At 67.4% G+C, this 21,046-nt stretch carries 24 protein-coding genes; 17 read left to right on the top strand and 7 right to left on the bottom strand.

Features of this window, described 5'->3' with window-relative positions:
• Positions 1-35 precede the first annotated feature (35 nt).
• The 9 genes from mltG (at position 36) to LMA02_RS09560 (ending at position 8,624) form a co-directional block, all read left to right on the top strand.
• A complete protein-coding gene (gene mltG / locus LMA02_RS09600) occupies positions 36-1,055 on the top strand; it encodes an endolytic transglycosylase MltG (RefSeq protein ID WP_228904545.1) in 1,020 nt (339 codons plus the stop codon).
• Complete coding sequence (tmk, locus tag LMA02_RS09595; protein ID WP_006755651.1) at positions 1,055-1,675, top strand: dTMP kinase; 621 nt, start codon at positions 1,055-1,057, stop codon at positions 1,673-1,675. Before mltG ends, tmk begins: the two co-directional genes overlap by 1 nt.
• Positions 1,676-1,693: 18 nt before the next feature.
• Positions 1,694-2,722, top strand: a complete 1,029-nt coding sequence (locus LMA02_RS09590) for a DNA polymerase III subunit delta' (protein ID WP_228904544.1) — start codon at positions 1,694-1,696, stop codon at positions 2,720-2,722.
• A 79-nt stretch (positions 2,723-2,801) separates the two neighbouring features.
• On the top strand, positions 2,802-3,584 hold the full coding sequence (locus LMA02_RS09585; RefSeq protein ID WP_228904542.1) for a TatD family hydrolase: 783 nt from the start codon (positions 2,802-2,804) through the stop codon (positions 3,582-3,584).
• A gap of 40 nt (positions 3,585-3,624) precedes the next feature.
• Positions 3,625-4,335: an ankyrin repeat domain-containing protein gene (locus LMA02_RS09580; RefSeq protein WP_228904540.1), complete on the top strand. Its 711-nt coding sequence runs from the start codon at positions 3,625-3,627 to the stop codon at positions 4,333-4,335.
• Between the two features lie 122 nt (positions 4,336-4,457).
• Positions 4,458-4,814 (top strand): Rap1a/Tai family immunity protein, encoded by a 357-nt coding sequence (locus tag LMA02_RS09575; protein ID WP_006755340.1) that lies wholly within the window; start codon positions 4,458-4,460, stop codon positions 4,812-4,814.
• Positions 4,815-4,910: 96 nt separating this feature from the next.
• Positions 4,911-6,083, top strand: a complete 1,173-nt coding sequence (locus tag LMA02_RS09570) for a mechanosensitive ion channel family protein (protein WP_228904537.1) — start codon at positions 4,911-4,913, stop codon at positions 6,081-6,083.
• A 24-nt stretch (positions 6,084-6,107) separates the two neighbouring features.
• On the top strand, positions 6,108-7,283 hold the full coding sequence (locus LMA02_RS09565) for an AAA family ATPase (protein ID WP_228904535.1): 1,176 nt from the start codon (positions 6,108-6,110) through the stop codon (positions 7,281-7,283).
• Positions 7,284-7,559: 276 nt separating this feature from the next.
• Positions 7,560-8,624 (top strand): glycosyltransferase family 4 protein, encoded by a 1,065-nt coding sequence (locus tag LMA02_RS09560; RefSeq protein ID WP_228904533.1) that lies wholly within the window; start codon positions 7,560-7,562, stop codon positions 8,622-8,624.
• 96 nt (positions 8,625-8,720) lie between these two features.
• On the opposite strand, the gene LMA02_RS09555 is transcribed toward LMA02_RS09560, so the two are convergent.
• The 3 genes from LMA02_RS09555 to LMA02_RS09545 all read right to left on the bottom strand — a co-directional run bounded on the left by LMA02_RS09555 (position 8,721) and on the right by LMA02_RS09545 (position 10,606).
• A complete protein-coding gene (locus LMA02_RS09555) occupies positions 8,721-9,308 on the bottom strand; it encodes a YSC84-related protein (RefSeq protein WP_006761880.1) in 588 nt (195 codons plus the stop codon).
• 229 nt (positions 9,309-9,537) lie between these two features.
• Positions 9,538-9,996, bottom strand: coding sequence for a hypothetical protein (locus tag LMA02_RS09550; protein WP_228904531.1), 459 nt, complete (start codon positions 9,994-9,996; stop codon positions 9,538-9,540).
• Positions 9,997-10,315: 319 nt separating this feature from the next.
• Positions 10,316-10,606, bottom strand: a complete 291-nt coding sequence (locus LMA02_RS09545; RefSeq protein ID WP_174388134.1) for a PsiF family protein — start codon at positions 10,604-10,606, stop codon at positions 10,316-10,318.
• Between the two features lie 274 nt (positions 10,607-10,880).
• On the opposite strand from LMA02_RS09545, the gene LMA02_RS09540 reads away from it, so the two are divergent.
• Entirely contained in the window at positions 10,881-11,903 is a 1,023-nt protein-coding gene (locus tag LMA02_RS09540; protein ID WP_228904528.1) for an asparaginase, read from the top strand.
• A 90-nt stretch (positions 11,904-11,993) separates the two neighbouring features.
• Here LMA02_RS09540 and lysM read toward each other — a convergent pair whose 3' ends face one another.
• The 4 genes from lysM to gcl form a co-directional block, all read right to left on the bottom strand.
• Complete coding sequence (gene lysM / locus LMA02_RS09535) at positions 11,994-12,464, bottom strand: peptidoglycan-binding protein LysM (RefSeq protein WP_166725586.1); 471 nt, start codon at positions 12,462-12,464, stop codon at positions 11,994-11,996.
• A 469-nt stretch (positions 12,465-12,933) separates the two neighbouring features.
• Positions 12,934-13,827: a 2-hydroxy-3-oxopropionate reductase gene (locus LMA02_RS09530; RefSeq protein WP_228904526.1), complete on the bottom strand. Its 894-nt coding sequence runs from the start codon at positions 13,825-13,827 to the stop codon at positions 12,934-12,936.
• Between the two features lie 42 nt (positions 13,828-13,869).
• Entirely contained in the window at positions 13,870-14,679 is an 810-nt protein-coding gene (hyi, locus tag LMA02_RS09525) for a hydroxypyruvate isomerase (RefSeq protein WP_228904524.1), read from the bottom strand.
• A 44-nt stretch (positions 14,680-14,723) separates the two neighbouring features.
• Positions 14,724-16,499, bottom strand: coding sequence for a glyoxylate carboligase (gcl, locus tag LMA02_RS09520; RefSeq protein ID WP_126228012.1), 1,776 nt, complete (start codon positions 16,497-16,499; stop codon positions 14,724-14,726).
• A 171-nt stretch (positions 16,500-16,670) separates the two neighbouring features.
• Here gcl and LMA02_RS09515 point away from each other — a divergent pair, with 171 nt between their 5' ends.
• The 7 genes from LMA02_RS09515 to rplI all read left to right on the top strand — a co-directional run bounded on the left by LMA02_RS09515 (position 16,671) and on the right by rplI (position 21,001).
• Complete coding sequence (locus LMA02_RS09515; RefSeq protein WP_006755064.1) at positions 16,671-17,582, top strand: LysR family transcriptional regulator; 912 nt, start codon at positions 16,671-16,673, stop codon at positions 17,580-17,582.
• Positions 17,583-17,755: 173 nt separating this feature from the next.
• Positions 17,756-18,397, top strand: coding sequence for an RNA polymerase sigma factor (locus LMA02_RS09510; protein ID WP_228904523.1), 642 nt, complete (start codon positions 17,756-17,758; stop codon positions 18,395-18,397).
• On the top strand, positions 18,387-19,286 hold the full coding sequence (locus LMA02_RS09505) for a zf-HC2 domain-containing protein (RefSeq protein ID WP_228904520.1): 900 nt from the start codon (positions 18,387-18,389) through the stop codon (positions 19,284-19,286). The genes LMA02_RS09510 and LMA02_RS09505 overlap by 11 nt, the downstream gene beginning before the upstream one ends.
• Positions 19,287-19,526: 240 nt before the next feature.
• On the top strand, positions 19,527-19,901 hold the full coding sequence (gene rpsF, locus LMA02_RS09500; protein ID WP_006755436.1) for a 30S ribosomal protein S6: 375 nt from the start codon (positions 19,527-19,529) through the stop codon (positions 19,899-19,901).
• Positions 19,902-19,941: 40 nt separating this feature from the next.
• Positions 19,942-20,241, top strand: a complete 300-nt coding sequence (gene priB, locus LMA02_RS09495) for a primosomal replication protein N (protein ID WP_011657069.1) — start codon at positions 19,942-19,944, stop codon at positions 20,239-20,241.
• A 4-nt stretch (positions 20,242-20,245) separates the two neighbouring features.
• Positions 20,246-20,521 (top strand): 30S ribosomal protein S18, encoded by a 276-nt coding sequence (rpsR, locus tag LMA02_RS09490; protein ID WP_011657068.1) that lies wholly within the window; start codon positions 20,246-20,248, stop codon positions 20,519-20,521.
• A 27-nt stretch (positions 20,522-20,548) separates the two neighbouring features.
• Positions 20,549-21,001, top strand: coding sequence for a 50S ribosomal protein L9 (gene rplI, locus LMA02_RS09485; RefSeq protein WP_166724701.1), 453 nt, complete (start codon positions 20,549-20,551; stop codon positions 20,999-21,001).
• Positions 21,002-21,046 lie beyond the last annotated feature (45 nt).

Raw genomic sequence — 21,046 nt, 5'->3', positions numbered from 1 at the left:
AAGTATTATATGGGTCTTACCTGAGTCTCGTTTCCATGTCCCTACTGAAGAAATGCGCCGCGACGGTCGTGGCGCTGGCCGTCGTTGTGGCCGCTGCCGGCGCGGGCGGCGGGTATTACTGGGCGACCCGGCCGCTGCTGCTGGGCGCCGCGTCGCTCGACGTCACGATCAAGCCGCGCAGCAGCGTGAAGAGCGTCGCGCTGCAGCTCAAGCGCGGCGGCGTGCCGGTCGAGCCGCTCGGCTTCGTCGCGATGACGCGCCTGCTCGGGCTGTCGAGCCGGCTCAAGTCCGGCAACTACGAATTCAAGACCGGCATCACGCCGTACGATGTACTGCAGAAGATCGCGCGCGGCGACGTGAACGAGTACGTCGCGACCGTGATCGAGGGCTGGACCTTCAAGCGGATGCGCGCGGAAATCGACGGCAATCCCGATCTCGCGCACGCGAGCGCCGGCATGAGCGACGCCGAGCTGCTGCGCGCGATCGGCGCGTCGGACGCCGCGATCCAGCGCGGCAGCGGCGAGGGGCTGTTCTTCCCCGACACCTACCTGTTCGACAAGGGCACGAGCGACCTGAACATCTACCGGCGCGCGTACCACCTGATGCAGACGCGTCTCGACGAAGCATGGGCCGCGCGCGCGCCGGGGCTGCCGTACAAGACGCCTTACGAAGCGTTGACGATCGCGTCGATCGTCGAAAAGGAAACGGGCCACGCGGCGGACCGCACGTTCGTCGCGGCGGTGTTCGCGAACCGGCTGCGCATCGGGATGCCGCTGCAGACCGATCCGTCGGTGATCTACGGCCTCGGCGACGCCTACGACGGCCGTCTGCGCAAGCGCGACCTGCAGGCAGACACTCCTTACAATACCTATACGCGCCGCGGGCTGCCGCCGACGCCGATCGCCCTGCCGGGCGTCGCCTCGCTGCAGGCGGCGATCAATCCGGCCCAGACGGGCGCGCTCTATTTCGTTGCGAAGGGCGACGGCACGAGCGTGTTCTCGGATACGCTCGGCGATCACAACAAGGCCGTGGACAAGTACATACGAGGTCAATAATGGCGAGCGGTAAATTCATCACGTTCGAAGGCATCGACGGGGCGGGGAAGACCACCCACCTGCAATGGTTCTGCGAACGTCTCCAGGCGAAGCTGGCCGCGAGCGGCCGGCAGGTCGTCGTCACCCGCGAGCCGGGCGGCACGCAGCTCGGCGAGAAGCTGCGCGAGATCCTGCTGAACCAGCCGATGGATCTCGAGACCGAAGCACTGCTGATGTTCGCGGCTCGGCGTGAACACCTCGCGCTCGTGATCGAGCCCGCGCTCGCGCGCGGCGACTGGGTTGTGTCCGATCGCTTCACCGACGCGACGTTCGCGTACCAGGGTGGCGGCCGCGGGTTGCCGCGCGACAAGCTCGAGACGCTCGAGCGCTGGGTGCAGGGCGGCTTCCAGCCCGACCTGACGGTGCTGTTCGACGTCGCGCCGCAGGTGGCGAGCGAGCGCCGCGGCGCCGTGCGCATGCCCGACAAGTTCGAAAGCGAGTCGGACGCGTTTTTCTCGCGCACCCGCGGCGAATACCTGCGGCGCGCGGAAGAGGCGCCGCACCGCTTCGCGATCGTCGACGCGACGCAGTCGATTCCCGAGATCCGCCAGCAGCTCGAACGCGTGCTCGCCGCGCTGTAACCCGAAGGAACGCACCACATGATCTATCCGTGGCAGACCGACGACTGGAACCGCTTGCAGCAACTGCGCCCGCAATGGCCGCATGCGTTGCTGCTGCACGGCCAGGCCGGGATCGGCAAGCTGCAGTTCGCGCAGCATCTCGCGCAGGGCTTCCTGTGCGAAGCGCCGCAGCCGAACGGCGAGCCGTGCGGCACCTGCGCGGCCTGCACGTGGTTCGCGCAGGGCAACCATCCGGACTACCGGATCGTGCTGCCCGAGGTGCTCGCGGGCGAAGCGCCGGGCGCGGCCGACGATGCGAAGCCGGCCGACGCCGATGAAGGCGGCAAGAAGACGCGCGCGCCGAGCAAGGAGATCAAGATCGAGCAGGTGCGTGCGTTGCTCGATTTCTGCGGGGTCGGTTCACACCGTGGCGGCGCGCGCGTCGTCGTGCTGTATCCGGCCGAGGCGCTGAACGTCGCCGCGTCGAACGCGCTGCTGAAGACACTGGAGGAGCCGCCGTCGGGCGTCGTGTTCCTGCTGGTGTCGGCCCGCATCGACCGGCTGTTGCCGACCATCATCAGCCGCTGCCGGCAGTGGCCGATGACCGCGCCGGCGCCCGACGCGGCCGCGGCGTGGCTCGCGGCGCGGGGCGTCGACGATGCGCGTGCGCTGCTCGCCGAAGCGGGCGGCGCGCCGCTCGCCGCGCTGGCGCTCGCGAGCGACGAGAACCGCCCGCTGCGCGATTTCACGCTCGGCCAGCTCGCGGCCGGCGCCGCGTGCGATCCGTTCGCCTGCGGCGAGACGCTGCAGAAGCTGCCGGTGCCGCTGGTGCTCGGCTGGCTGCAGCGCTGGCTGTACGATCTGCTCGCGCAGCGCATGGCGGGCGCGCCGCGCTACTTCCCGATGCAGGCGGCCGCGCTCGCGCGTTGCGCGGAGGCGGTCGACGCGAACGCGTTCGCGCGCTTCATGAAGGCCGTGACGCGCCAGCGGACGGTCGAGAACCATCCGCTCAACGCCCGGCTCGTATTCGAGGAACTGTTTCTCGGTTATCGGGAAATGTTCGCGTGAGCGCGTATTGTTTCCTTCGGGTGGGGAAACGATTGCCGGCGAGCGCCTGAGCGCCCGTCTTACGTATTCAGGAAACACGATGTTCGTCGATTCTCACTGCCACATCAATTTCAAGGGTCTCGCCGACCGGCTGCCTGCCGTGCTGGAGAACATGCGCGAGCACGACGTCACGCATGCGCTGTGCGTGTCGGTCGACTTCGAGACGCTGCCCGACGTGCTCGCGATCGCGCAGGCGCACGACAACGTCTATGCGTCGGTCGGCGTGCATCCCGATCACGAGGACGCACGGGAGCCGACGCTCGCGGAACTGATCGAGCTGGCCGCGCACCCGAAGGTCGTCGCGATCGGCGAGACGGGCCTCGACTACTACCGCCTCGAGGGCCGCTCGATCGCCGACATGGAATGGCAGCGCGAACGCTTTCGCACGCATATCCGCGCGGCGACCGCGACGATGAAGCCGCTGATCATCCATACGCGCTCGTCGTCGGAAGACACGCTGCGGATCATGGCCGAGGAGCGCGCGGACGTGCCCGGCGGCGTGATGCACTGCTTCACCGAGCCGTGGGCCGTCGCCGAGCAGGCGCTCGCGCAGAACTTTCATATCTCGCTGTCGGGCATCGTCACGTTCAAGAACGCGACCGACGTGCAGGACGTCGCGCGGCGCGTGCCGCTCGAGCGGCTGCTGATCGAAACCGACTCGCCGTACCTCGCGCCGGTGCCGTATCGCGGCAAGCCGAATGAACCTGCGTACGTCAGCCATGTCGGACGTTTTATCGCATCCGAGCGCGGGATCGCCGTCGAGGCGCTGGCCGATGCGACGACGCAGAACTTTTTCCGGCTGTTCAAGATCGCCCGCTCATGACGCGCGGCCAGCCGACAACCCAGGGAAGGAGCCCACAACAATGATGAAGCCGACCACATACCTGCCCAAGCGCGCCCTCGTCACCGCCGCGCTTGTCGCGAGCGGCCTGTTTGCCGTCGCCGGCGCGCATGCCGAGTCGCTCGACGCGATCGTCAAGGCGGTCAAGTTCGACGACATCGACGACATCGGCAAGCAGCTGAAGAGCGGCAAGCTCGATCCGAACACGCTCGCGCCGAACGGCGACCCGATCCTCGTGATCGCCGCGCGCGAGAAGTCCGACAAGGTCGCCACCGCGATCGCCACGACGCCGAACGTCGACCTCGAGAAGGAAGACAAGGCCGGCGAGAACGCGCTGATGCTCGCATCGCTGAACGGTGATGTCGGCCTCGTCAAGCTGCTGATCGACAAGGGCGCGGAAGTCAGCAAGAAGGGCTGGGCGCCGCTGCACTACGCGGCCACCAACGGCCAGGACGCGGTCGTCAAGGTCCTGCTCGACCACGACGCGTATATCGACACGGCGTCGCCGAACGGCACGACGCCGCTGATGATGGCCGCCCGCGGCAACCATGCGACGACGGTCAATCTGCTGCTCGACCAGGGCGCCGATCCGCAGGTGAAGAATCAGCTCGGCATCACGGCGCTCGAGTTCGCGAAGCACTACAAGGCGCCGGACGCGATCGACATCCTGAGCAAGCGGACGGTGCGTGTCGGCGCATCGGCGCCGGCCGATGCCCAAAAGAGTGCAAAATGACGGTTTCGGCGCGGCGGCAGGGCGCGCCCGCCCGGCCGGAACCCGGCCGGCAGCGGGTGTCCGGCCGCCGTGCCGGTCAGCGCAGCGAGCGGCCTGGGGGCCGCATTGACATAAGGAACACCATGTTGCGGGCTATGTTTTGTGCCGCGGCGTTTGCCGTGCCGTTGTCGGCGGCGGCTTTCACGGGCGCGGATCTCGACCGGCTGTGCGCGAAGACGGACGTCAAGTCGCGGGCGTCGTGCGCGGCCTACATCGAAGGCGCTGCCGACGGCGTCTACAACACCATCGACGCGATCGGCGGCACCACCGGGCCGCGCGTCGGGCAGTATTTCTGCCTGCCGCCCGACATCCGGGCGCAGCAGATGACCGACGCGGTGCGCAAGTACATCGCGGAGAACCCGAAGCTGGCCGACTACAACGCGAGCACCGCGGTGTCGCTCGGTCTCGGCAAGGCGTTCCCCTGCAGGGGCGGCAGTTGATCTGACGCCGGATCCGGGCGCGCATGCGGCCCGGACGTCGCCGACGCATCCAGGACGAGGCCGCCGCGCCTCATAACCGAAGCATCCCGGGCGCCGATGATTTCAATCGAGGAACTGCAGCGCATCGCCGATGCGCCGTTGCATTCGTGGCTCGGCACGCTGATCGTGTCGGTCATCGTCGTGCTTGTCGTCTTGATCGTGCATCGTCTCGGCGCACGCATCGTCAAGCGCGTCGCGCAGCCGTATCCGCTGATGAGCGTGATCCTGCGCTATATCGACAAACCGTCGCTCGTCACGCTCGCGCTGCTCGCGCTCGAGTTTCTGTGGATCCAGGCGGACGAGGGCATGTCGTTCGTGCGCGGAATGTGCACCGCGGCCGCGGTCGGCTCGATCGTGTCGCTGACCTGGCTGCTGGTGCGGCTCGCGGCCGGCGTCGGCGACGCGATCATCCAGGCCCATCCGATGGATACGGCCGACAATCTCCACGCGCGGCGCATCCACACGCAGGCCAAGGTGCTCGTGCGAACCGTCATGGTGCTGATCGTGATCATCGGCACGGGCGCCGCGCTGATGACGTTCCCGAACGTGCGCCAGGTCGGCGCGAGCCTGCTGGCATCGGCCGGCGTCGCCGGCCTGGTCGCCGGTATCGCCGCGCGGCCGGTGCTCGGCAACCTGATCGCCGGGCTGCAGATCGCGCTCACGCAGCCGATCCGGCTCGACGACGTCGTCGTGATCCAGGGCGAGTGGGGCCGCATCGAGGAAATCACCGGCTCGTTCGTGTCGGTGCGGCTGTGGGACCAGCGGCGCCTCGTCGTGCCGCTGCAGTGGATCATCGAGAATCCGTTCACGAACTGGACGCGCAGCAGCGCGGAAATCATCGGCACGGTGTACCTGTCGGTCGACTACAGTACACCGCTCGCGCCGTTGCGCGAGGAGCTCGCGCGGCTGGTCCAGGCGGCGCCCGAGTGGGACGGGCGCGTACAGGTACTGCAGGTGACCGACGCGACCGAGCGCGCGATGCAGTTGCGTGCGCTCGTCAGCGCGGTCGATTCGTCGTCGTGCTGGGACCTGCGCTGCCGCGTGCGCGAGGGGTTGATCGCGTATCTGCAGGCGCGTTTTCCGCAATGCCTGCCGCGCAGCCGGATGGAGCTGTATCCGCACGATTCCGCACCGGACGCGCCGAATCCCGACCGGCCGCATGCGCGGCAGCCCGCCGCCAGCACGGCGGCCAACACCGCCGCCGATCCGCAGGCCGTCGAAGGCCGCTGAACGCGTGGCCCGCCTTCCGTCACCATGACCGCGCTGAACACGCTCGCCATCGCCAATTACCGCTCGCTGCGTGAGCTGATCGTGCCGCTCGCGGCGCTCAACGTCGTCACCGGGCCGAACGGCAGCGGCAAGTCGAGCGTGTACCGTGCGCTGCGCCTGCTCGCCGACACCGCGCAGGGCCGCGTGATCCCGTCGCTCGCGCGCGAGGGCGGATTGCCGTCGACGCTGTGGGCCGGCCCCGAGCGCTTCTCGCGCGCGATGCTGGCCGGCGACGTGCCGGTGACCGGCACGGTGCGCAAGGGGCCCGTGAGCCTGAGGCTCGGCTTCGCGTGCGACGATTTCGGCTATTCGATCGATCTCGGCCTGCCGGTCCCGAGCCATTCGCAGTTCGCGCTCGATCCGGTGGTCAAGCGCGAATGCATCTGGGGCGGCGCGCTGCCGCGCCCGTCGACGCTGCTGGTCGACCGGCAGGGCGCGCAGATCCGCACGCGCACCGCGTCGGGCGACTGGCGGACGGTTCCGCAGCCGGTCGCGAGCTTCGACAGCATGATGACCGAGTTCGCCGATCCGACCGGCGCGCCGGAGATGATCGCGGTGCGCGAGCGGATCCGCTCGTGGCGCTTCTACGACCATTTCCGGACCGACGCGCAGGCGCCGGCCCGGCAGTCGCATATCGGCACCCATACGCCGGTGCTGGCGGACGACGGCGCCGATCTGGCCGCCGCGCTGCAGACGATTCGCGAAATCGGCGACGGCGCGGCACTCGATGCGGCGATCGACGACGCGTTTCCCGGTGCGTCGGTCGAGATCGACAATCCGGGCGGCCGCGGCCGCTTCGACGTGCTGATGCGTCAGCCGGGGCTGTTGCGGCCGCTCGCCGCCGCCGAACTGTCCGACGGTACGCTGCGCTACCTGCTGCTCGCGGCCGCGCTGCTGACGCCGCGGCCGCCGGCATTGATGGTGCTGAACGAACCGGAGACGAGCCTGCATCCCGATCTGCTGCCGGCGCTTGGCCGCCTGATCGCGCAGGCCGCGCAGCGTTCGCAGGTGCTGGTCGTGTCGCATGCGGCGCGGCTCATCGCGACGCTCGAGCGCGAGGCCGGCTGCGAATCGCTGGTGCTCGACAAGCAGCTGGGCGCGACCGCGCTCGTGGATGCCGACACGCGCGACCTGCCGGCATGGAAGTGGCCGTCGCGTTGACCGGCATGGCGGCGTGCGTTCGATGACGATTTTCGCCCCATGAAGGGCCCCGGCGGCGGCGCTCCCGAAGACCGGGCGCGACGAGCGGAATGTATCCGGTCTGTAACAACACCCATAAAATGAAAGACGGACGGTTCCCTGTCTCGGGATCGCGAATAATAATGAGATATTCGGCTGGCGCCATGCCGGCCGGCGCCGCATGAAAGCGGGGCGGGCGCGACAGCGCAAACGCCCGCCGGCCGTGCGGCAACGGACAGGACACAGGAGACGTGGACCATGAGAATTGCCCAGATCGCCCCGCTGACCGAATCGGTGCCGCCAAAGCTTTACGGCGGCACGGAGCGCGTCGTGTCCTACATCACCGAGGCGCTCGTCGATCTCGGCCATGATGTGACGCTGTTCGCCAGCGGCGATTCGACGACCCGGGCGAAGCTCGAACCCGTGTGGCCGCGCGCGCTGCGGCTCGATTCGTCGATCCGCGACCGGGTCGCCCCGCACATGCTGCTGATGGAGACGGTCGCGCGCCGCGCGAAGGACTTCGACGTGCTCCATTTCCACATGGACTACTACTCGTTCTCGGTCTTCAACCGGCAGGAAACGCCGTACATGACGACGCTGCACGGCCGGCTCGACCTGCCCGAGCAGCAGCCGGTGTTCGACACGTTCAACACGGCGCCCGTGATCTCGATTTCCAACTCGCAACGCCAGCCGCTGCCGCAGGCGAAGTGGCTGACGACGGTCTACCACGGGCTGCCCGAGACGATGTACATGCCGCAGCCCGTCGAGCCGGGCTATCTCGCGTTCCTGGGCCGCATCTCGCCGGAGAAGCGCGTCGACACGGCGATCCGGATTGCCCGCCAGTGCGGGCTGCCGATCCGGATCGCCGCGAAGATCGATGCGGCCGACGAGGAGTACTTCGATAACGAGATCAAGCCGCTTTTCGCGTTGCCGCACGTCGAATTCGTCGGCGAGATCGCCGATCATCAGAAGGCCGAATTCCTGTCGGGCGCGCATGCGCTGCTGTTTCCGATCGACTGGCCGGAGCCGTTCGGGCTGGTGATGATCGAGGCGATGTCGTGCGGCACGCCGGTGATCGCATTCAATCGCGGCGCGGTGCCGGAAGTGATCGACGAGGGCGTGTCGGGTTTCATCGTGGAGGATGAAATCAGCGCGGTGGCCGCCGTGAACCGGCTGCACCTGCTGCCGCGCACGCGCGTGCGGCAGCGCTTCGAGCAGCGCTTCACGTCGCGCCGGATGGCGCAGCAGTACGTCGACGTCTACCAGTCGGTGATCCGCGCGCAGAAGCGCTCGCGCTTCAAGGTGATCGACTCGACGACCTGACGCGCGACGCGGGCGGATAAAAAAACGGCGATGCCCGCAAGGACATCGCCGTTTGCGCATGGCCCGCGCACGATGTGCACGGGCATGGCGTCAGCGTCAGATCTTGAGCTTCGTGACCTTCGTGCCGTTGATCGACACGTCGCCCATCAGGCCTGCGTTCGTCAGCACGACGACCTGGACCGGTGCGGTGGCCGTGTTGGAATCGACTGCGCCGTTCGCACCCATCTTCACGAGCGCGACCGAAGCGCCAGCGCCGGCTGCCCAGCCGTCCGAGCCGCGGAATTCGTCGAGCGCTTCCTGCGTCATGAACAGGAACACGATCGCCTTCGACTGCGCACCGGCCTGCAGGCCGACCGACAGCGACGACGTGTTGTAGTAGCCGACGGTGCTGCCGCCGACGCGCAGCGCGCCGTTGCCGGACTGGCCGCCGACGATCAAGCCGGCCTGCAGCACGTTCGGGAACACCAGCACGCCGCGCGACTTCGCGACGAGCTCACGCGAACCCTTGACCGTGGAATACATGCGCGACAGCGTGGCATCGACGCTCGAGTCGATCGCTTGACGCTTTGATGCGTTGGTCGCGGCGTTGTCCGGCTTGTCCGGGGTGGTGGTGCAACCGGTGAGCGCGAGGCTACCGACGATGAGCGCCGCGGCGGCTTTCAGCACAAGATTCCGTTTTTGCATCGTTCTTCTCCATCGGATGACGTTCGGAGTGAGTCTCGCTCAGGGAGCGGATCACGTCGGCAGTTATATCACAGCGGATTACAGCCTCTTTTCGTTGCGACGTGAAAAAGCGTCAAATCGATCGGGGGTGTCGCGGCACGCCAACGGATGGCCCGGCGCGCATGCGGCGATGCGTCGCGCGCCGGGCGACGGCAGGCGGCCGGCGGGAAAGGGAAGGCGGGTCTGCGCGTCAATGCGTGACGGGGGGCGCCGGCGGAGCGGGCGGCTTGATCGGCGGGCGCCGCAGCGCACGGCGGATCAGTGCGATCACGACCCCGCACGCGAACAGGAATGCGGCCGGCACGACCCAGTAGCCGACGAACGCATGCCACAGATAACCCGCGAGCGTATTGCGGCGCACCAGGTATTCGTCGCGGGCCGCCTGCTGGCGAGCCGCGTTGGCGCTCAGCACGTCGGCCGGGCAGCCGGCCGCCCGTGCCGCATCAGGATCCCCGTGGCACTTCGCGGCGGCGCCGGCGGCCTGCTGCGCGTCGGTGAGCTGCCAGGTGGTCAGCGCGAGCTCCAGGTCGGCCTTGTTGTACGCCATTTCCTCGCGGATCTCGCGCACGGCGACGATCGCGACGGGCACGGCCCAGAACACGATCACGATCAGCCAGCGGCGGAACCAGCGGTGTTGTCTCCATGCCATCCATGCCTCCGTTTGACGCGGCGTGCGCGTCCGGCTCGAGGGCGGCCCGATGGCGCTTCTTGTACTTGGATGGGCCGCGTTGCAGCCATCATAGAAGAAATCGCGGCGAATTGCCGCACCATGTGGCGGCATTCGCACGGCGCGCCCGGAAAGCGGGGCGGGAGGGCGGCGCAACGTATCGCGGCGTCGGCGTGGCGATGCCGCCGGACGGTGCGCCGGCGCATCGGGGCGCATCGCGCGCGTCGATGCGTGTGCAACGAAAACAAAAAAGCCGCGCTCGCCGAAGCGGTGCGCGGCATTCGTGCGGGAGCGCCGGAACTCAGGCGGCCGGCTGGCTGCTCAGGCAACTCTTCATGAACGTCTTGCGGTCGTCGCCCTTCTTGCCGGTGGCCTGCGTGTTGCATGCCTTCATCTTTTCCTGCTGCGTCATTGCCTTCGCGGGCTTGGTCGACAGGCAGTCCTTCATGAACGCCTTGCGTTCGTCGCCCGTCTTGCCTGCGGCCTGGGTGTTACAGGCCTTCATCTTGTCCTGCTGGCTGTTCGCCGCGAAAGCGGGGGAAGCCAGCATGCCGCCGAGAAGCACTGCGGCTACGAGCGATTGGATTTTCATTTCGACACTCCCATGGGGTGAATTGCGCTTTATATCGACGCCGTCACGAAGCCCGGCGCAACGGGAACAGGGTCGCATCGCGCCGCGCGCTCCGATTATGGCAAATCAATGTGAAAACACCAAAACGGCATTCGTATAACGCGGCGGGTCGCGTAGCCGTTGACGGTGCGTGCGCGCGCCGGTGATCGGGACAAACCATGACGCGGGGGCGTCGGCCCGGGCCATACACGCGGAACCTGTCGGATGCCGGCCGCGAGCCATTACAATCGCGGCCATGAATACTCCGAACCCCGCATCCCCTTCGTCGTCGTCGGCCCTGCCGCGCATCGCCGTACTTGCCACCGGCGGCACGATCGCCGGCGCCGCGCCGGACGCCGCCAGCACGGCCGGCTACCAGGCCGGCGCGCTCGGCGTCAATTTCCTGCTCGACGCGGTGCCGGCGCTCGCGTCGGTCGCGCGCATCGACGCCGAGCAGGTCGCCAGCATCGACAGCAAGGATCTCGCGCTGCCGCTGTGGAATACGCTCGCCGCGCGCATCGACGCGCTGATGGCCGATCCGGCGATCGACGGCATCGTGATCACCCACGGTACCGACACGCTCGAGGAAACCGCGTACGCGCTGCATCTGGTCGTGACCGGCGACAAGCCGGTCGTGCTGACGGCCGCGATGCGGCCGGCCACCGCGCTGTCGTCCGACGGCCCGCTGAACCTGCTGAACGCAGTGACGGTCGCCGCCCATCCGGCCGCGCGCGGGCAGGGCGTGCTCGTCGCGTTCAACAACCGGATTCACGGCGCGCGTGACGTCGTGAAGACGAGCACCTATGCGGTCGACGCATTCCAGTCGCCGGAACTGGGCGCGCTCGGCTGGGTACAGGACGGCCGCGTCGAATTCGCGCGCCGCGTGACGCGCGCGCGCGATGCGCAACTGGTGATCGCCGCGGCGTGGCCGCCGGTCGAAGTCGTCGCGAGCTATGCGGGCGTGACGCGCACGGCCGTCGACGCACTTGTCGCGGCCGGCGTGCGCGGCCTCGTCGTCGCGGGCACCGGCAACGGGTCGATCCATGCGACGCTGCAGGCAGCGCTCGCCGATGCGGTGAATGCCGGCGTCACGGTGGTGCGCGCGTCGCGGGTCGGCTCGGGGCACGTGATGCGCAACGGCGCCGCGAACGACGAGGCGCTCGGTTTCGTGAGCACCGGATCGCTGAGCCCGTTCAAGGCACGCGTGCTGCTGATGCTGGCGCTCGCGAACGGCATTCAAGGGCGCGATGCGCTGCAACGCGCATTCGACACGCTGTGACCGGTGGCCGCCGATCGGGCGGCACGCGGCGCGCATGAAAAAAAGGCAGGCCAATGGCCTGCCTTTTTTGCGTCAGTGCCGGGCGATTGCTCAGGACTGCGGCGGAATCACGAGCTTCTGGCCCGGATAGATCCGGTCCGGGCTCGACAGCATCGGCTTGTTCGCCTCGAAGATCGCCGGGTACTTGTTCGCGTCGCCGTACACTTCCTTCGCGATCGCCGACAGCGTATCGCCCGGCTTCACGTCATGGTACTGAACTTCCGGATCGTCCGGCTGCAGATCGTCGTCGTTGACGCCCGCGACGCCTTGCACGTTGCCGGCCGCGACCTTGACCTTCGCCTTCGTGTCGAGGTCGCCGACGCTGCCCGACAGTGTGACGGTGCGCGACGCGCCGTCGAACGCGACGGTCAGATTCGACGTATCGAGACCCTGCGAGCTGATGTAGTTCTTGATCGCATCGGCGGCGGTCTGGTTCGCCGCATTCGGATCTTCCGCTGCTTGCGCGTCAGCATGACCCAGCAGTTTTTCACCCGCCTCTTTAATAAACGAAAGAAGACCCATCGCTGCACTCCCTAGGTGGTTGAAAAGAAAACGCGCCGTGAAGTGGCGAAAAAAACACCGCGCTGAGCGCACTCACTGGAGTGAGCGCCAGGCGCGGCGGATTTCTCGAAAGGCGTGGCGAAAGTGTAGGCGTTCATCGCGACGATTGCATGAAAAATCGCACGCCTGAACGTAAAGAAATGTAATACGCGAAATCCGACAGGCGGACACCCGACGACGACGTCTGACCGACCAAGGCTTCCCCGGCGCCGCCGGGTGCCGCTGCGGACCCCACCACGCCGCTCTCAGCCCAGAGCGGCGTTTTTCGCCCCGTCGCGCACGCGGTTAGCGATGCGCGGCGGGGCGCCCCACCGTGATGCGCGCGTGTTCGCGCACCGATACGACCGGCCGCGGCCGGATCGCGAGTATTCGCCGCGCTGCGCCCGCGCGCGTTCGCCGTTGCAGCGAAACGCGCGCCGCTGCATCCGCGTTATGCGGCCGGCGTCTGGCCGATTTCGAAGTTCGACATGATCTCGAGCGCACGCACGAGTGCCGAGTGATCCCATGTCTTGCCGCCGTGGGACGCGCACACGCTGAACAGTTGCTGCGCGCTCGCCGTGTGCGGCAGCGCGAGGCCGAGCTTGCGTGCGCCGTCGAGCGCGAGGTTCAGATCCTTCTGGTGCAGCTCGATGCGAAAGCCCGGATCGAACGTGCGCTTCGTCATGCGCGCGCCGTGCACTTCGAGGATCCGCGACGCGGCGAAGCCGCCCATCAGCGCCTGTCGCACGCGCTCCGGATCGGCGCCCGAGCGCGCGGCGAACAGCAGCGCTTCGCCGACCGCTTCGATGTTCAGCGCGACGATGATCTGGTTCGCGACCTTGCAGGTCTGGCCCGCGCCGTTGTCGCCGACGAGCGTGATGTTCTTGCCCATTTTCTCGAACAGCGGCTTCGCGCGCTCGAAGGCCTGCTCCGGGCCGCCGACCATGATCGTGAGCGTCGCTTCGCGGGCACCGACTTCGCCGCCGGACACCGGCGCGTCGAGGTAGTCGCAGCCGAGCGCGTTGATCTGTTTTGCGAATTGCTGCGTGTCGAGCGGCGAGATCGAGCTCATGTCGATCACGAGCTTGCCGGCCGTCAGGCCCTTTGCCACGCCGTCGTCGGCGAACAGCACATTACGCACGTCGGGCGTATCCGGCACCATCGAGATGATGATGTCCGCGTTCTGCGCGACTTCGGTCGAGTTCGCGACGACCTTCGCGCTCGCGCGCAGGTCGTCCGGCACCGGGAACGCACCGTTCACGACGAGCTGATGATCGCCCTTGAGCAGGTTGCGCGCCATGTGCGCGCCCATGATGCCGAGGCCGATGAATCCGATGGTTGCCATGTGAAAGTCTCCTATAGGGGCGTAGGTGGGGAAGGGCGGATCTCAGGCGGCGCGGCGCGCCGAGCCCGGTGCGCAGCCGGCGACGCTTTGCAGCCAGCCGAGGCCTTCCGTCGTGGTGGTGCGGGGCTTGTATTCGCAGCCGACGTAGCCGGCATAGCCGAGCCGGTCGAGCAGCGCGAACAGGAACGCGTAGTTGATCTCGCCCGTACCCGGCTCGTTGCGGCCCGGGTTGTCCGCGAGCTGGACGTGGCCGATCGACGCGAGGTTGCGTTCGATCGTCGCGGCCAGTTCGCCTTCCATGCGCTGCATGTGATAGATGTCGTACTGCAGGAATAGGTTGTCCGAGCCGACCGCGCGGATCACGTCGAGCCCTTCGGACGAGCGGTTCAGCGCGAAGCCCGGGATGTCGAAGCTGTTGCACGGCTCGACCAGCAGGCGGATGCCTTCGCGCTTGAGCGCATCGGCGGCGAAGCGCAGGTTGTCGACGATCGTGACGAAGGTCTTGTCGCGCGCCGTGCTCGCCGACGGGATGCCGACGAGGCAGTTCAGCTGCGGCACCTTCAGCGCCTTCGCGTACTCGATCGCACGGCCGACACCTTCCTGGAACTCGCCGACGCGATCGGGCAGGCACGCGATGCCGCGCTCGCCCTGGTCCCAGTTGCCGGCGGGCAGGTTGTGCAGCACGAGGCGCAGGCGGTGCGTCTCGAGCGGCTCGGCGAGTTCCTCTTTCGCGTACGGGTACGGGAACAGGAACTCGACGGCGTCGAAGCCTGCGTCCGCGGCCGCCTTGAAGCGATCGAGGAACGGCACTTCGTTGAACAGCATGGTCAGGTTTGCAGCAAACTTCGGCATGAGCTAAGCCTCTTCGGTCGGTCAGTCAAAAAATGGCGTGCGGATCAGTCGAGCATCGAGATCGCGGTCGGCGCGTGCTCGGCCTTCTCGGCGAGTTCCTCGAACTCGTTGATCGCGTCGATTTCGGTGCCCATCGAAATGTTCGTCACGCGCTCGAGGATCACTTCGACGACGACCGGCACGCTGAACTCCTGTGCGAGCGCCTGCGCCTGCTTCAGCGCCGGCTCGATCTCTTCCGGCTTCGACACGCGCAGCGCCTTGCAGCCGAGGCCTTCGGCGACCGCCACGTGATCGACGCCATAGCCGTTCAGCTCCGGTGCGTTGACGTTGTCGAACGCGAGCTGCACGCAGTAGTCCATGTCGAACGCGCGCTGGGCCTGGCGGATCAGGCCGAGGTACGAGTTGTTCACCACCACGTGCACGTACGGCAGCTTGAATTGCGCGCCGGCGGCCAGCTCTTCGATCATGAACTGGAAGTCGTAGTCGCCGGACAGCGCGACGATCGGGCGGGTCGGATCGGCCGCACGCACGCCGAGCGCGGCGGGGATCGTCCAGCCGAGCGGGCCTGCCTGGCCGCAGTTGATCCAGTTGCGTGCCTTGAACACGTGCAGGAACTGCGCGGCGGCGATCTGCGACAGGCCGATCGTGCTGACGTAGCAGGTATCGCGGCCGAACACCTTGTTCATCTCTTCGTACACGCGCTGCGGCTTGACCGGCACGTTGTCGAAGTGGGTCTTGCGCTGCAGCGTGCGCTTGCGCGCCTGGCACTCGGACACCCACGCGCTACGGTCCTTCAGCTTGCCGGCGGCCTTCCATTCCTGTGCCACCGCGACGAACAGCTCGAGCGCGGCCTTCGCGTCGGACACGATGCCGAGATCCGGGCCGAACACGCGGCCGATCTGGGTCGGCTCGATGTCGACGTGCACGAACTTGCGGCCCTTCGTATAAACCTCGACGCTGCCGGTGTGGCGATTCGCCCAGCGGTTGCCGATGCCGAGCACGAAGTCGGACGCGAGCATCGTCGCGTTGCCGTAGCGGTGCGACGTCTGCAGGCCGACCATGCCGGCCATCAGCGGGTGGTCGTCCGGAATCGCGCCCCACGACATCAGCGTCGGGATCACCGGTACGCCGATCGTTTCGGCGAACTGGACGAGCAGGTCTTCGGCCGCCGCGTTGAGCACGCCGCCGCCCGACACGATCAGCGGCTTGTCCGCGTCGTTGAGCATCGCGAGCGCCTTCTCGATCTGCGCGCGGCTCGCCGCGGGCTTGTAGACCGGCAGCGGTTCATACGTGTCGATGTCGAATTCGATTTCGGCGAGCTGCACGTCGATCGGCAGGTCGACCAGCACCGGACCCGGACGGCCCGAGCGCATCAGGTGGAACGCCTGCTGGAACACGCGCGGCACCAGCGCCGGTTCGCGCACGGTGACGGCCCACTTGGTGACGGGCTTCGCGATCGACTCGATGTCGACGGCCTGGAAGTCTTCCTTGTACAGGCGTGCACGCGGTGCCTGGCCCGTGATCGCGAGGATCGGAATCGAGTCGGCCGATGCGGAGTACAGGCCGGTGATCATGTCGGTGCCGGCGGGGCCCGACGTGCCGATGCACACGCCGATGTTGCCGGGCGCGGCACGCGTGAAGCCCTCGGCCATGTGCGACGCGCCTTCGACGTGGCGGGCCAGCACGTGGCTGATGCCGCCCGACTGGCGCATCGCGGAATAGAACGGGTTGATTGCTGCGCCCGGCACGCCGAACGCGGTCTGGATGCCTTCCTTCTCGAGCACGAGTACGGCTGCGTCGACGGCTCTCATCTTGGCCATGAATGTCTCCTTGAATGTGTGGATCTTGCGAATCGGTCTGTTGGGAACACTTTAGGGACGCAGGAAAGGTTTGATAAGATCAGCCGAAGTCGCTTATTTCGAAACTAAAAGTATGGAATGACGGCCGGACGGGGCTTCCCGCCGGCGTCGACGCCGGGACGGAGACAGGAGATGGATCGTTTCAAGCAGATCGAGACGTTCGTGCGGGTCGCGGACGCGGGCAGCCTCGCGGCGGCGGCGCTCGAGGAGGGCGTGTCGCCGGTGGTGCTCGGGCGGCGCATCGACGCGCTCGAGAAGCGCCTCGGCGTGAAGCTGATGTACCGCTCGACGCGACGGCTGGTGGTCAGCGAGGAGGGCGCAGCGTTCCTCGAGCGCTGCCGCGGGCTGCTGTCCGAATGGGACCAGGCCGAGAACGAGCTGGCCGCCGGGCGGCGTGCGGTCAGCGGGCACCTGATCGTGTCCGCGCCGGCCGCGTTCGGCCGCAAGCACGTCGCGCCGCACGCACCCGGTTTCCTCGTCGACAAGCCGGAAATGCAACTGTCGTTCAACCTGACCGATCGCGTGGTCGATCTGGTGCGCGAAGGCTACGACCTGTCGATCCGGATCGGCGGCTCGGTCGACCCGAACTTCGTCGCGGTGAAGCTCGCGTCGAACCGGCGCGTCGTGTGCGGCACGCCCGACTATTTCCGCCGTCACGGCCGGCCGAAGTCGCTGGACGACCTGCTCAAGCACAACTGTCTCGCATTCAACCTGCAGGGCGGCCAGAACCGCGGCTGGTATTTCCAGCGCCACGGCAAGATCGTGACGATGCGGGTGGCCGGCAATCTCGACTGCAACGACGGCGAGCTGCTGCATCGCTGGGTGGCCGAGAGCCTCGGGCTCGGCTGGCGCTCGACCTGGGAAATCGCCGCCCAGCTCGAGACGGGCGAACTCGAGACGGTGCTCGACGAATACGCGCTGCCGGACTACGACATCCTCGCGGTCTATCCACAGCAGCGCTACGTGCCCGCGCGCGTGCGCTACTTCATCGACTACCTGCGCGAAGCGTATGCGCGGCCCGGCTACTGGAGCAGCACGCCGTAACGGGTGCGGCAGGTCCGGGCATTTTTTGCGCTTCACCGGCTTCATGCGGGAATAAACTCGGTTCAGCGGCGGTAAGGTCATCGAGTGCGCACGCTGCCGGTCTGTCCGGGCATCGGGCGCGAGCACGGACGCGAGACGAGCGCGGCTTCGGCCGCCGGGACCAGGGAGGCCATGTGGGGCAAGCCGGACAGGCGGTCGACGAACGGGCGGAGGATGACGCGGTCGCGCGCGGCGAGCGGTTTCGCGCGCTCGTGCTGCCGCATCTCGACGCCGCGTACAACCTCGCCCGCTGGCTGAGCGGCAACCCGGGCGACGCGGACGACGTCGTCCAGGACGCGTGCATGCGCGCGCTGCGCTTCGTCGACTCGTGCCGCGGCGACAACGCCCGGCCGTGGCTGCTGACGATCGTGCGCCACACCTGGTACACGGAGTGGCGCCGCCGCACCCACGCGCACGAGGTTGCACTGCCCGACACGCTCGACGACACGGAGGTGCCCGACGACTGGCAGCCGGCGCCCGGGGATCCGCTCGCGCAGCTGCTGCGTGGCGAGAACGTGCGGCTCGTGAACGCGGCGCTCGCGAAGCTGCCGCCCGAATACCGCGAGGTGCTGGTGCTGCGCGAGATGGAGGATTTGAGCTACCGCGAGATCGCGGCGATCGCCGACTTGCCGGTGGGCACGGTGATGTCGCGGCTCTCGCGCGGCCGGCGCCGGCTTGCCGCGCTGCTGGGCGGCACGCAGGTGCCGCCGTCCGGACCCGCGCCGGGACGTGCGTCGGCGAGCGGAACCGCATCGGAGGCGATCGATGGACTGTAACGAAACGCGAGCATTGCTGGACGCGGACGTCGACCGCGAGCTGTCGGCGCCCGATGCGTTGCGCGTCCAGCGGCATGTCGAGGGGTGCGATGCGTGCCGTCGCGAACGCGAGCGGATCGTCGTGCTGGGGCGGGCCGTGCGGCAGGCCGATTATCACCGCGCGCCCGATGCGCTGCGGGCGAGCCTCCTCGCGGCGCTGCCGGCGCCAGGCGGCGCGCGTGAGTGCGGGCCGGGCCCTGCGGCGCCGGAGCCCGATGCGACGGCGCGGCCGCGGCCTCGATCGAGCGGTCGCCGCTGGTTCTCCTGGCCGGCCGGACGCGGCGTATCGGCTCGCCCGGCCTCTGCCGGGCCGGGGTCGCGCGTCACGGCGTTGCCCGGGCTCGGCTGGGGCGTGGCGCTGGTGGTCGCGCTCGCCGCGGCGGCCGGGATGGCGCTGTCCGCCCGCCACGCCGCAACCGGCCAGACGGTCGACGAGCTGGTCGCGAGCCACGTGCGGGCCGGCCTGTCGGCGCGCGACATCGACGTGATCTCGACCGACCGGCATACGGTCAAGCCGTGGTTCAACGGCCGGCTCGACTATGCGCCGCCGGTCGAGGACCTGTCGGTGAGCGGCTTCCCGCTCGCGGGCGGCCGGCTCGACTACGTCGGGCGGCGCCGCGTCGCGGTACTCGTGTACCGATACCGGCAGCACGTGATCGACGTGTACGTGCGGCCGGCGGGCGTCGGCGGGGAGACGGCGCCGTACGCGACCGTGTCGCAGGGCTATGCGCTCGACCGCTGGGAGGCGGCGGGGATGACCTGGTGGGCCGTGACCGACGCCGAGCCGTCGGCGCTGGCCGCGTTCAGAACGGCGCTCGACGCGCGGCTTGGCGGGGCGCGCAGCGAGTGACGGCGGGCCGCGGCGGCGGCCCGTCACCCGCGCGTGATGCTCCGCCCCCGATTCCCGAGGGGCACGCGAGCCGCCGTTCGACCGTTGGCGCGGGTTCAAGTCTTTGAAAACATGGCCGAATCCGGTCCGAAATCGTCGATCGATGTTGCATGCGCCCTGTATCCGGGTTAGAATCTTCGGCTTCTCACTTGCCACACCGGTTCAGACGCCCGGGTGGCTTCAATCCACAAGGAGTGTGTAATGCGTCATTACGAAATCGTATTCATCGTGCACCCCGATCAAAGCGAGCAAGTGCCCGCGATGATCGAGCGTTACAAGACCACGATCACGACGCACGGCGGCCAGATCCACCGTGTCGAAGACTGGGGCCGTCGCCAACTGGCCTACATGATCGAGAAACTCGCGAAGGCTCACTACGTCTGCATGAACATTGAGTGCGACCAGACGACGCTCGACGAACTCGAACACGCGTTCAAGTTCAACGACGCCGTGCTGCGCCACCTCATCGTCAAGATGAAGAAGGCCGAGACCGGCCCGTCGCCGATGATGAAGGAAGTTCAGCGCGAAGAAGCCAAGAAGGCGGCTGCTGCTCAGCCGACCGAAGCGCAGGCTTAAGTTCGTCATTCATTAAGCCATCAAGGAGCGCGCTACTCACGTGAACAGGTTGCAATTGACGGCGAGCGTCGTCGAACGCGCACCGGTGCGATATACGCCGGCAGGTGTTCCGATCGCAAGCGCCACGTTGCACCACCGCACGGAAGTCGTCGAAGCAGGCATTCCCCGTCAGGTCGAAATGACGATCGAGGCGGTGGCGGCCGGTGAGGCGAGCGGCAGGCTGGAAAGTCGTGAAATGGGCGTCGAAACGCTGTTCACGGGCTTCCTGGCAAAGAAAAGCCGCAACGCGAGAACCTTGGTGTTTCACATCACAGCATTGCAGGACATTGGAAAGGACTGAAATCATGCCCCGCCCGACTGGTAAGAAATTCGACAAGCGTCGTCAGCAACAAAACCCGCTCTTCAAGCGCAAGAAGTTCTGCCGTTTCACGGCAGCCGGCGTCGATCAGATCGACTACAAGGACACGGAAACGCTGAAGGACTTCATCGGCGAAAACGGCAAGATCACGCCGGCTCGTCTGACGGGTACGAAGGCGCACTATCAGCGTCAGCTGGATACGGCAATCAAGCGTGCGCGTTTCCTCGCGCTGCTGCCGTACACCGATCAGCACAAGGCGTAATCAGGCGACGCAATAAGGAGAATTCGAATGCAAATCATTCTGTTGGAAAAAGTCGCCAATCTGGGTAACCTCGGCGACATCGTCAAGGTCAAGGACGGTTACGCTCGCAACTTCCTGATCCCGAACCGCAAGGCTCGCCGTGCAACGAAGGAAGCGATCGCCGAATTCGAAGTTCGCCGCGCTGAACTCGAAAAGGTCGCCGCTGAGAAGCTGGCGGCATCGCAGGCAGTCGGCGAGAAGCTGAACGGCCAATCGTTCGAAATCACGCAGAAGTCGGGCGTTGACGGCCGTCTGTTCGGCTCGGTCACGAACGGCGACGTCGCTGAACTGCTGAAGAAGGCAGGTTACGAAGTCGAGAAGCTGCAGGTTCGCATGCCGGAAGGCCCGCTGAAGATGATCGGCGAGCACACGGTTCAGGTCGCGCTGCATACGGACGTCGTCGTCGACGTCACGATCAACGTGATCGGCGACCACGCGTAAGCGTCGTACGCAAGCTTCCCGGGCGGCTTCCGCTGTCCGGACAAG

Origin of the sequence: Burkholderia sp. B21-005, from assembly GCF_020843965.1 — a bacterium.
In the GTDB taxonomy this organism is placed as follows: domain Bacteria; phylum Pseudomonadota; class Gammaproteobacteria; order Burkholderiales; family Burkholderiaceae; genus Burkholderia; species Burkholderia ambifaria.
Note: the sequence above shows the minus strand (reverse complement) of the source record. Positions and strands in the feature narration are given on the sequence as shown.